The 11,594-nt window shown below is 67.5% G+C and carries 10 protein-coding genes, 1 other RNA gene and 1 pseudogene; 3 read left to right on the plus strand and 9 right to left on the minus strand.

Translation table 11 applies throughout. From position 1 onward, the window contains the following. The 9 genes and pseudogenes from AB1578_05915 to AB1578_05955 all read right to left on the minus strand — a co-directional run. On the minus strand, positions 1-547 hold a 547-nt coding region (locus AB1578_05915; protein ID MEW6487435.1), incomplete at its 3' end, for a cyclic nucleotide-binding domain-containing protein. A gap of 7 nt (positions 548-554) precedes the next feature. Continuing rightward, positions 555-1,784: a lipoprotein-releasing ABC transporter permease subunit gene (locus AB1578_05920; protein ID MEW6487436.1), complete on the minus strand. Its 1,230-nt coding sequence runs from the start codon at positions 1,782-1,784 to the stop codon at positions 555-557. Continuing rightward, positions 1,785-3,269 (minus strand): lysine--tRNA ligase, encoded by a 1,485-nt coding sequence (gene lysS / locus AB1578_05925; GenBank protein MEW6487437.1) that lies wholly within the window; start codon positions 3,267-3,269, stop codon positions 1,785-1,787. Between the two features lie 216 nt (positions 3,270-3,485). After that, positions 3,486-4,271: a TIGR00282 family metallophosphoesterase gene (locus AB1578_05930; GenBank protein ID MEW6487438.1), complete on the minus strand. Its 786-nt coding sequence runs from the start codon at positions 4,269-4,271 to the stop codon at positions 3,486-3,488. Continuing rightward, a complete protein-coding gene (gene rny / locus AB1578_05935) occupies positions 4,271-5,827 on the minus strand; it encodes a ribonuclease Y (protein ID MEW6487439.1) in 1,557 nt (518 codons plus the stop codon). The genes AB1578_05930 and rny overlap by 1 nt, the downstream gene beginning before the upstream one ends. Before the next feature lie 149 nt (positions 5,828-5,976). Further along, positions 5,977-6,155, minus strand: a non-coding RNA gene (ssrS, locus tag AB1578_05940) — 6S RNA. Between the two features lie 53 nt (positions 6,156-6,208). Beyond that, a pseudogene (locus tag AB1578_05945) lies at positions 6,209-6,460 on the minus strand (cell division protein ZapA). Further along, positions 6,460-6,714, minus strand: a complete 255-nt coding sequence (gene zapB / locus AB1578_05950) for a cell division protein ZapB (protein ID MEW6487440.1) — start codon at positions 6,712-6,714, stop codon at positions 6,460-6,462. The pseudogene AB1578_05945 and the gene zapB overlap by 1 nt, the downstream one beginning before the upstream one ends. Before the next feature lie 150 nt (positions 6,715-6,864). Next, positions 6,865-7,785, minus strand: a complete 921-nt coding sequence (locus AB1578_05955; protein ID MEW6487441.1) for a LysR family transcriptional regulator — start codon at positions 7,783-7,785, stop codon at positions 6,865-6,867. Between the two features lie 153 nt (positions 7,786-7,938). Between AB1578_05955 and ppcB the strand changes: the two genes are divergently transcribed. From ppcB to ppcA, 3 genes are all read left to right on the plus strand, one after another. Then, entirely contained in the window at positions 7,939-9,351 is a 1,413-nt protein-coding gene (gene ppcB, locus AB1578_05960) for a phenylphosphate carboxylase subunit beta (protein ID MEW6487442.1), read from the plus strand. Positions 9,352-9,432: 81 nt separating this feature from the next. Next, entirely contained in the window at positions 9,433-9,975 is a 543-nt protein-coding gene (locus tag AB1578_05965; GenBank protein ID MEW6487443.1) for an HAD hydrolase family protein, read from the plus strand. A 120-nt stretch (positions 9,976-10,095) separates the two neighbouring features. Beyond that, positions 10,096-11,544, plus strand: coding sequence for a phenylphosphate carboxylase subunit alpha (gene ppcA, locus AB1578_05970; protein ID MEW6487444.1), 1,449 nt, complete (start codon positions 10,096-10,098; stop codon positions 11,542-11,544). Positions 11,545-11,594: the final 50 nt, after the last annotated feature.

The raw sequence follows: 11,594 nt of genomic DNA on the forward strand, positions 1-11,594 counted from the left end.
GCACCCGCCCCCCCCGGCCCACCCGCACCGCGCCCGAGGTGACCACGAAGATCGAGTCCCCGGGGTCACCCTGGCGAAAGAGCACCTCCCCCAGGCCCAGGGTCCGGGGCACGAGCTTCTCCACCAACCGGGCGAAGGCCTCCGGGTCCAGATCCGAGAAGAGCGGGATCTCCGGCAGCGGGCCGCGCCCCGCCTCGGCCGGCCGGGGGGCCAGGCCGCGCTTGCCGTAGAGATCCGCCAGGGCACGGCCCACGTCCTCGGCCGAGGGGTCCAGGCGCAGCAGGATCTTCTGGATGGCGATGGCCTGGACCAGGAACCCCCCATGGGCATAGAGCTCGGCCAGCTTCCGGTACGAGGCGGCCGCGTCCTCCCGCCGGCCGGCCCGCGCCTGCAGGTCGGCCACCCGCCGCAGCACCTTGACGTTGTCGGGCTCCCGCGCCCCGATCCGCAGGTAGGCCTCCAGGGCCTGGGACCACTGGCCCCGGGTGTAGTGCTCTTCGGCCGCCGCCCTGTCGTCCTTCCTGTCCTTGCGGAAGAGGGAGACCATGGGCCGCCTACTCGTACCGGAGGATCTCCACCGGGTCGAGCCTAGAGGCCTGCCAGGAGGGGTAGAGGGTGGCCAGGAAACACAGGGCCACCGCGCACACCGCCACCAGGGCGAAGACCTCGGGCTTCATCACCACGGGGAGGGTATCGATGTAGTACACGTCGCCGGGGAGATCGATGAACTTGTACCGCTTGAGGAGCACGCACAGCACCCAGCCCCCCAGGAGCCCTCCCCCGGTGCCCAGCCCCCCGATCACGAGCCCCTCGAGCATGAAGATGCGGCGGATGGAGCGCCCGGTGGCCCCCATGGACTTGAGGATACCGATGTCGCGCGCCTTTTCCATCACCACCATGATCAGGGTGGCCGCGATGTTGAATGCGGCCACGAGCACGATGAGCGCCAGGATGACGAACATCACGATCTTTTCGAGCTTCAGCGCGCTGAAGAGGTTGCGGTTCATCTCCATCCAGTCCCGGGTCCAGTACCCGGGCCCCAGACGCGCCTCCACCGCCCGGGCCGTCTTGCCCGCGCCGTAGAGGTCCCGGGTGCGCACCTCGATGCCGTGGACGTCCTGCCCCAGTCGCAGGAAATCCTGTGCCGTGGGCAGGGACGCGAAGAGAAAGCTCGTGTCGTACTCGTACATCCCCGAGGCGAAGATCCCGGCGACCCGGAAGGCTCGAGTGCGGGGGAGCACCCCCAGCGGCGTCGGACTCCCCACGGGGCTCACGATCTGGACCACGTCGCCGAGGAAGAGACCCAGGTTGCGGGCCATCTCCCGGCCCACCAGGAGGCCGGGAACGTCCCCGCCGAGGTCCGCAAGCCTCCCCTCCACGACGAAGCGCTCGATCTCCGTCGCCCTGCCCGCGCTCTCCACGTCGATGCCCCGAAAGACCGCCCCCTGGGCCGACCGCCCCACCATCAGCATCACCTGGCTCATGGCAAAGGGAGCGGCGGCCACCACGCCGGGCACCTGCTCCACCTCCCGGGCGACCGCCTCCGGGTTTCGCAGGGTGCCCCCCATGGGGTAGACCATCACGTGGGCGTTGGTGCCCAGGATCTTGTCGCGCAGATCCTCCTCGAACCCGGTCATCACCGAGAGCACCACCACCAGCGCCATCACCCCCAGGGCCACGCCCCCCACGCTGATCCAGGTGATCAGCGAGATGAAGAGCTCGCCCCGGCGCGCCTTGAGGTAGCGCAGGGCGATGCCGAGCTCGTAGGCGGCGGCCACGGGCACCTACGCCTCCGGGCGCATGTGGGGAAAGAGAATTACGTCGCGGATCGAGGGGCTGTCGGTAAACAGCATGGCAACCCGGTCGATCCCGATCCCCTCCCCGGCCGCCGGGGGCATGCCGTATTCCAGGGCCCGCACGTAGTCCAGATCCACCCAGTGGGCTTCCTCGTCCCCGGCCTCCCGTTCGGCCGCCTGGCTGCGAAACCGCTCGAGCTGGTCCAACGGGTCGTTGAGCTCGCTAAAGGCGTTGGCGATCTCCCGCCGGGCGATGTAGAGCTCGAACCGGTCCACGAACCGGGGATCCTCTTCGTTGCGCCGGGAAAGGGGCGAGACCTCCACCGGGTACCGGGTGACGAAGGTGGGCTGGAGGAGGTGGGGCTCGGCCACGGTCTCGAAGACTTCGGCCAGGAGTTTGCCGTGGGGAACTCCCGCCGTCTCGAGCCCCAGGCGGGCCGCATAGGCCCGCACCGCTTGCGGGTCCTCGGTCTGCTCCTCGGTGAGCTCGCCGTAGCGCGCCACCGCCTGCTGCACCGTGAGCCGCGGCCAGGGCGGGGTGAAGTCGATCTCTTCCCCCTGGTAGACGATCTTCCGGCCCCCGGCGAGCTCCTCGGCGAGATACACGAAGAGCTCCTCGGTGAGGTCCATCAGCTCTTCATGGGTGGCGTACGCCTGGTAGAACTCGAGCATCGTGAACTCGGGGTTGTGCTGGTTCGAGAGCCCCTCGTTGCGAAAGTTTCGGTTGATCTCGAAGACGCGCTCCACGCCCCCCACCACGAGGCGCTTGAGATAGAGCTCCGGGGCCACGCGAAGGTAGAGCGTCATGTCGAGTGCGTTGTGGTGGGTCACGAAAGGCCGCGCGGTCGCTCCTCCGGGAATGGGCTGCATCATCGGGGTTTCCATCTCCAGGAAGTCCCTTCCCAGGAAGAACCCACGCACCAGGTGGATGAGGCGGCTCCTGCGCCGGAAGGCCTCGCGCACCTCGGGGTTGACCACCAGGTCCACGTACCGCTGGCGGTAGCGGGTCTCCTTGTCCGTGAGACCGTGCCACTTCTCCGGGAGCGGGCGCAGGCTCTTGCACAGGAGCCGCACCTGACGGGCCTCCAGGGTGAGCTCCCCCGTTCGGGTGCGCAGCAGCGGCCCCTCGACCCCCAGGAAGTCGCCCACGTCGGTGCGCGAGAAGACGCCGAAGGCCTCCTCCCCCACCCCGTCGCGCTTTACGTAGGCCTGGAGCTGGCCGGACCGGTCCTGGAGCTTGACGAAGGCGGCCTTGCCGAAGCTGCGAAGCGCCATCACGCGCCCCGCCAGGGCAAAGGTCTGCCCCAGGGCGGCCAGGGCCTCGGCATCCTTGTCCCCGTGCTCGGTTAGAATCTGGGCCGCGGCATGGGTGGGCCGAAAGTCGTTGGGGTAGGGGTTTACGCCGGCTGCCCGCAAGGCCGCGAGGGTCTCGAGGCGCTGGCGGATCAAGGCGTTGTCGCTGCGGTCCTCCATCCCGTCATCCTTGCATTGGGTGGGCGCCCGGAAAGCTTGGAAACATACCACAGGAAGGAATCGAAATCGCTATCGGTATCGCCATCGGTATCGGGATCGAAATCGCTCTCGGGATCGGTGTCGAAGTCCGGTCGATACCAATACCGATCCCCAGGCCGAGAGGCCTTCCTTCCTCCGCGCCCTCGCAGGGTCCCGTCGCGGGCTCGGGGGGCGCGGCTAGGGTCCCCGCTCGACCCGCTCGATGCCCAGGCAGCGCCCCGTGTCCGGGTCGGCCGTGACCAGGACCCCGCAGACGGTCGCCTGCCCCTCGGCCACGGCGTGCCCCCGGGGAATGCGGGTGCGAAACCGGGCCAGGGCCTTCGAGGCCGAGACCCCGATGACCGAATCGCGAACGCCGGTCATGCCCACGTCGGTGATGAAGCCGGTTCCGCCCGGGAGCACCCGGGCGTCGGCGGTGGCCACGTGGGTGTGGGTGCCGAGAACGGCCGTGACCCGGCCGTCCAGGTGCCAGCCCATGGCCTGCTTCTCGCTGGTGGCCTCGGCGTGGAAGTCCAGGAGACGGACGCGCACCCCGGCGGGGAACCGGGCGAGGACCTCGTCCGCGCCCCGGAAGGGGCAGTCCAGGGGGTCCATGAAGATCCTGCCGGAGAGATTCGCCACCCCCACCCCCACCCCGTCCACGTCGACCGTACACCAGCCGGCCCCGGGCGTGCCCGGGGGGTAGTTGGCAGGGCGCAACAGCCGCGGCAGGTGGTCGATCCGCCCCAGGATCTCCTTCTTGTCCCACACGTGGTTGCCGGTGGTGATCACCTGGACGCCGGCGGCAAAGAGCCGGCGGGCCGCCGCCGGCGTGATCCCGAGACCCGCCGCCGCGTTTTCCCCATTGGCCACCACGAGCCGCGCGCCGGTATCGGCCAGCAGTGCCGGCAGCCGGGTCTCCACGGCAGCCAGCCCCGGCTCCCCCACCACGTCCCCCAGGAAGAGAAGCCTCAGGCCGCCCACTACTTGGCGTACTCCACGGCCCGGGTCTCCCGAATCACGGTGATCCGGATCTGGCCGGGGTAGGAGAGCTCCTTCTCGACCTTGCGGGCGATGTCCTTGGAGAGGAGCACCGCCGTGTCATCGTCCACGCGGTCGTTGTTGACGATGATGCGGATCTCCCGGCCGGCCTGGATCGCAAAGGACTTCGCAACTCCGTCGAAGGAGTTGGCGATGCGCTCCAGGTCTTCCAGCCGCTTCACATAGGTTTCGAGCATCTCGCGCCGCGCCCCCGGCCGCGCCGCCGAGAGGGCATCGGCCGACTGCACGAGCACCGCCAGGATCGACTCGGGCCGCACGTCGTCGTGGTGGGCGGCTACGGCATGGACGATTTCCTTGGGCTCGCCGTACTTGCGGCACAGATCGGCCCCGATGGTGGCGTGGGAGCCCTCCACCTCGTGGTCCACGGCCTTCCCCAGATCGTGCAGGAGCCCCGCCCGCTTGGCCTGCTTGACGTTGAGGCCGAGCTCGGAGGCCATGATGCCGCACAGGAAGGCCACTTCGAGGGAGTGGTTGAGCACGTTCTGCGCGAATGACGAGCGGTACTTGAGGCGCCCCAGCAGGTTGATCACGTCCGGGTGGATGCCGTGGACCCCCACGTCGAAGGTGGCCTGCTCGCCGGCTTCCTTGAGCTCCTGCTCCACCTCCTTGGTGACCTTCTTGACCACTTCTTCGATCCGGGCCGGGTGGATGCGCCCGTCGCTGATGAGCCGTTCCAGCGACACCCGGGCGATCTCGCGCCGCACGGGGTTGTATCCCGACAGCAGCACCGTCTCGGGAGTGTCGTCCACGATGAGGTCGATCCCCGTTGCCGCCTCGATGGCCCGGATGTTTCGGCCCTCACGCCCGATGATGCGCCCCTTCATCTCCTCCCCCGGGAGCTGCACGCTCGTGACCGTGCGCTCGGCCACGTACTCGCCCGCGTAGCGCTGGATGGCCAGGCTGATGATCTCCTTGGCCTTCTTGTCGGCGATCTTCTTCGCCTCTTCCTCCGCTTCCCGGATCTCCCGGGCCGCGTCGTGGCGGGCCTCGCTCAGGAGCGACTGTCTGAGCTCCTCCTTGGCCTCTTCGGCGCTCATCCCGGCCACCCTCTCGAGCTGCCGGGTCACCTCTGCGCCCTTGGCCTCCACCTCTTCCTGTGCCTTCTGCACATCGGCCGTACGCTCCTCCAGGCTGTCCTCCCGCTCCTGCAAGCGGGTCTCCCGCTTGTCGAGGTTTTCTTCCTTCTTGTCGAGGTTGCCTTCGCGCTGCTGTACCCGCTTCTCTACGGCCAGGACCTCGCTCTTGCGCTCTTCGAGCTCCTTCTCCACGCGCTCCTTCTCGGCGAAGGTCTCCTCCTTGGCACGGAGGATCGCCTCCTTCTTGAGGATCTCCGCCTCCTTGCGGGCCTCCTCCCGCAGTGCCTGGGCCTCGGCCCGGGCGTTCTCGAAGGATGTCTGGCCGCGCCGTCGGCCCACGAGCACGCCGACCGCGAGGGCGGCCGCCACGGCCACCGCCGCCAGGAGGACTACAATTGCCATGACGTCCAAGGGGGTCTCCTTTCCCTGGGAAGGACCGGGCAGTCTCGCCGGCGGCCGGGCGGGTCAGGAGGCTCGTGAAGGGCGCACTGCCACCCCGGGGAAGGGGGATGGCAGGCTGCGACGAAGGGGAAGAGGATCCGGAGAGAAAGAGATCCCCCGCTCGTGCCGTGTTCCTAAGGTTCGGTTGAACCTCGCGTGGAAAGGTGGGCGTCCTGTAACCGTTTCACGGGCTCCCCGGAGGGCATGCCATCCACGGATAGGGAGGACCCCCAACGTCATGCCGTTGGCTCAACAGCTTCCAGCGGAATCACGCGCACAGCAGGGGAATTCGGTCGTCTTCGCTGCAAACACCTCTGGAAGAAGGGTGTCGATGCGCCGGGCCAGGCCCGCGTGGCGTTCCTCCACTTCGGCCGTCCACGCCTGGGTGGAAACCCGCTCCTGGAGGAGCTCGCTGGCCAGGTCCATGGCGGCCAGCACCGCGATCTGCAGGGTGGAAACCGTGCGGGCGGCCGAGGCCACCTCGCGCATCTTCCGGTCCACCAGCTCGGCAACGCGCTTTACGTGCTCCCCCTCGACGTCGGCGCGCAGGGTGTAGCCCTGTCCGAAGATCTCCACCTGGTGAACCGTGCCCATCAGGTCGCCCCGCCGCCTGCCGCCGCCTCCAACGCCTCGAGCCGCTCCAGGGTCTCCACCAGCCGGCCCAGTCTCTCTCGGATCACATCCCGTTCCTTCCGAAACTCCTCGACCTCCCGCTCGAGGTCGCCAAGCCGCCCGGTCTTCTCTTCGAGGCGGCGTTCGAGGAGGATCTTCTCCTCCTTCAGCCGGTTGAAGTGGTCTACGAGCCGGGTCAGCCGTTGCTCCAGAAGGTCCAGTTTTTCCAGGTGCATAGGCCTCTCCGCGCTCGAAGGCCATCGTAGACGGGCCCCCGGGGCAAGTCAAGAGACAATCCCGGCGCGGATCCGACACGATCGCCCGCCCGCGGCGCCTCGGTCGGCGCTTCCAGAGGCGGCCGGCGAAGACCGCATGCCGGACGTGCGTCAAGAGGACGGGGACATCCGCCGGCCGAACTCGCCGCGCTCCTCTTCCAGAATCGCGAGGAAAGCCCGAGCGGCAGGGGAAAGCTCGCCTTCCTCCCGGAACGCGGTGTACACCTGGAGCGCCATCTCCTGGTCCCGGACCGGGACGACCCGGAGCCGTTCCTCCGCCAGCTCCCGGGCAACCGCCGAGCGCACCAGAAACGTGAGCCCTTCGCCCTTCTCGACCATCTCTTTGATGAACTCCACGTTGCTCGTTTCCAGCAGCACGTCGGGGGACAGGCCCCAACGGTCGAAGAGCCGGCGCACCAGGGCGTGGGTGCTGGAGCCCTCTTCCTTGAGGATGACGAGCTGCCCGGAGAGGTCGCCAAAGGAGATGCCCCGCTTCCTTCGGGCCAAGGGGTGGGACGGCGCCGCGAGCAGCACCACCTCCTCCTCCCGGAAGGGCCGCAGGGTCAACCCCTTGCCTTCCTCCGACAGGGCGACCACCGCGAGCTCGTTCTTGAGGCCCAGGAGGCTGCGGCACACCTCCAGGGAGCTCCCCTCGTCGAGAATCACCTTGATCTTGGGGTAGGCGGCCCGGAAGCGGCTGATGAGACCCGGCATGAGGTACCGGGCATAGGTCTTGGTGGTGCCGATCTTGAGCAGCCCCCGCTTGAGCTCCCGCACCTCCGCCACGAGGCGCTCCATCCGCTTCTCGATCTCGAAGACCTCCCGCGCCTGCTGGAACAGGAGCGCGCCCGCCTCGGACAGGACCATCCGACGGCCCCGTTTCTTGAAGAGCTTGAGCTCCAGAGCCGCCTCCAGGGCGCGAATCTGCCCGGTGACCGCGGGTTGGGTGACGCAGAGGTTGCGCGCGGCCTGGGAGAAGCTCTGGCTGCGGGCCGCCTCGCAAAACGCCCGGAGCTGGTTGAAGTTGAGCACGGGGGCCTCCCCACTTCGAACATGCAAGTTTTCCTTATGGATAGCATAAAGTTATATGAATTGACCAGGCAGTGTCCGCCTTCTACACTCGAACCACGTTTTGAAGCGGACGCGACTCCAGTGGCCGGCCTGCCGCAGACGAGGAGGAAGAGCATGGATCTTCGGGAGTTCATAGCACTTTGCGAGAGGGACGGCGACCTGAAACGCGTGACCGCAGAGGTCGACTGGGACCTGGAGATGTCCCACATCGCCAAGCTCGTGGAGGAAAAGAGCGGACCCTCGCTGCTCTTCGAGAAGGTCAAGGGCAGCGTGGGCCGTGTGATGTTCGGCGCCTTCAGCAACACCAAACGCTTCGCGAAGATCCTTGGAAAGCCCAGCCACCTCTCCATGTGCGACCTGAGCTACGAGTGGATGAAGCTCTCGGTGGGCGAGGTGATCCGGGCCCGGGAGGTGGAGACGGGGCCGGTCTTCGAGAACGTCATCGAAGGGGCGGCGGTGGACGTGACGAAGCTCCCCGCCCCCAAGTTCTACGAGAAGGACGGCGGCCGGTTCATCGGCACCGCGTGCTTCATGGTGGTGCAGGACCCGGAGACCGGGGAGATCAACCTGGGCACCTACCGCAGCCAGGTGCTGGACGCCAGGACCGTGGGCGCCCAGATCCTGAAGGGCAAGCGGGGAGACCGTATCCTGCAGAAGTACCGCAAGGCCGGCAAGAAGATGCCCATCTGCATGGTGGTGGGGTGCGACCCGCTGCTCATGCTCGCCGGGAGCGCCATGGTGGAGGGCGCCAACGAGTACGACGTGGTGGGCACCCTGCGGGGCGAGCCGGTGGACGTGGTGAAGGCTCCGCTGACGGGGCTTCCCATCCCGGCCACCGCCGAGATCGTGCTCGAGGGATACGTGGACGGGGACAACCTGCGCCCCGAGGGGCCCTTCGGGGAGTACACGGGGTACTACACCGAAGAGGTCTACAAGCAGGTGGTAAAGCCCGCCATCGAGGTGGAGCGGATCTACCACCGCGACGACCCGATCCTGCTGGCCGCGTCGGTGGGGCGGCCCGTCAACGACAACCACATGATGCTGGCCTTCGTGCGCAATGCCACCCTGTGGACCGAGCTCACGAAGATGAAGATCCCGGGCATCCAGTCCGTCTACATGCCCCCGGAGGCCTGCGGCCGGTTCTGGGCCATCGTCTCGGTCAAGCAGATGTACCCGGGCCACGCCGACCAGGTGGCCGCCGCGGTCATCGCCTCCAACACCTGCACCTACGGCCTCAAGGGCCTCATCGTCGTCGACCACGACATCCAGGCCGACGACCTCCCGCGCGTGTGGTGGGCGCTTGCGACCCGCTACGACCCCCTGCGGGGCACCCAGCTCATCAACCGGGGCAGATCCACGCCCCTGGACCCCGCCCTCTTCCAGAGCGACAACAAGTTCATCACCTCCCGCATCGTGATGGACGCCACCCTCCCCTTCGAATGGAAGGAAAAACCGGTGCAGGTGGAGATGTCGAAGGAGGTGCTCGAGCGGGTGAAGGCGCGGTGGGCGGAGCTGGGGCTGGAGTAGGATCGACGGGGACAGGATGACAGGAGGAACAGGATGGGTCTGTCGGATCGCGGAGCCGCGGCCACGTGAAGGAGAATGACGATGCCCTACGACTACATCGACGCTACGGAGCGGGCCAGGAAGATCAAGGTGGTGGTGCTCGACGTACACGGGGTACTCACGAGCGGGATGGTCCTCTTCAACGAGGAGGGGGTGAAGTTCCAGGCCTTTCACCACGACGACGGGTTCGGCGCCAACGCCCTGATGATGATGGGCATCGAGGTGGCCCTCATGACCCGGAAGTCCAAGAGCGTGCTCGCCCGGGCCGAGGAGATCGGGATCAAGCGCGTGTACATGGCGAAGGACAAGTGGGCCAAGATGCAGGAGCTCATCGCCGAGATGCAGATCGGGCTGGACGAGGTCTGCTACGTGGGCGACGAGATCATCGACCTCGGGGCCATGCGCCGGGTGGGGTTCGCCGTCTCCCCCGCCAACGGGTGTCCCGAGGTCCTGGAGGTCTCCCACTTCGTGACCCGGCGGGCCGGGGGCGAAGGGATGCTCCGGGAACTCGGGGAGTTCATCCTGAGAGCCCAGGGCAAGTGGCAACCCCTGGTGGACAAGGTCTCGAACATGGGGTGGGGGTAGGCCGGCGGAGCCGGCCGCCGGCCAGCTCGGCGGCTCGGCGGCGCAACCCCCTTTTGGAACTCACCTTCACTTCGCAGCCAAGCCGCCCGGCGGCCTCGCTGCCCAGCAGGGAGCGGACTCATGGCGCACAAGTACTACAAGGACAATCGGGAGTTCATCCAGGCCCTGGACGCCTCCGGCGACCTGGTCACGGTCGAGCAGGAGGTGGACTGGGACATGGAGATGGGCGCCATCGTGCGCCGGGTGTGCGAGAAACAGGGACCCTCGCCCTACTTCAAGAAGATCAAGGAGTACCCAGGGTTCGAGGCCTTCGGCGCGCCCCTGGCCACCTACCGTAAGCTCGCCATCTCGCTGGGCCTGCCGCCGGAAACCCCGATCCCCCAGATCGCCCAGGTCTATCTGGAGCGCACCGACAAGGGCACGCCCCACAAGCCCAGGGTGGTGGATCGGAGCAAGGCCCCCTGCAAGGAGAACGTGATCACCGGCGACGCGGTGAACCTCTTCGATCTGCCGGCCCCCATGGTGCACGCCGGCGACGGCGGCCGCTACCTCTCCACCTGGCACATGATCGTGGCCGAGGACCCGGACACCCGGGCCATCAACTGGGGCATGTACCGCCAGATGGTGTTCGACGAAAAGACCATGGTGGGGCCGGTGCTGCCCTTCTCGGACATGGGCAAGATGTTCTGGAACAAGGCCGTGCCGAGGAACCAGCCCATGCCGTTTGCCACCGTGATCGGCATGGACCCCCTGGCCGGCATCGCCGCCTGCGCCCCGGCCCAGATCCCCGAGGACGAGTTCTGCGGCATGCTCATGGGCGAGGGCGTGGAGATGGTGAAGTGCGAGCTCTCCGACCTGATGGTGCCGGCCCACGCCGAGATCATCATCGAGGGCGACATCCTCCCGAACATCGCCCTCGAGGAGGCCCCCTTCGGCGAGTACACGGGCTACCGCACCTCGCCCCGGGACCCGCGCACGGTGTACCGCTGCCGGGCCATCACCTACCGGAACAACCCGATCATGCCGATCTCCTGCATGGGCGTTCCGACGGACGAGGGGCAGCTCCTGCGCTCCTTCTCCCTGGGGCTCGAGATGGACAAGCTGCTGCGCAGCCAGGGCATCCCGATCACGGGCGTGTTCATGTGGCCCGAGTCCACCCACCACCTGGTGGTCGTCGGCACCCGCCACGCTTACGCGGGCATCGCCAGCCAGATCGCCCAGCTCATCTTCGGCAGCAAGCTCGGGCCGTGGTTCCACATGGCCGTGGTCGTGGACGAGGAGACCGACATCTACGACAAGGACAAGGTCATCCACGCCCTGACGACCAAGTGCCACCCCGTCGACGGCATCCACGTGTACAAGAACTCGGCGGGCACGCCGCTGTACCCCTTCGCCCCCATCGCCGAGCGGAAGATCGGGAAGGGCTCCAAGGTGCTCTTCGACTGTCTCACGCCGCTCGACTGGAAGAAGTCCGACATCCCGATCCTGGTGTCCTTCGACAAGGTCTACCCGGACGAAGTCAAGAAGAAGGTGCTCGACAACTGGACGAGCTACGGGTTCAAGGATTGAGGACCGCAAGACCGGTCCGACCCGTCTGACAGGTCCGACCGGCCCGACAC

Source organism: Thermodesulfobacteriota bacterium (assembly GCA_040756475.1).
Lineage (GTDB): Bacteria > Desulfobacterota > Deferrisomatia > Deferrisomatales > JACRMM01 > JBFLZB01.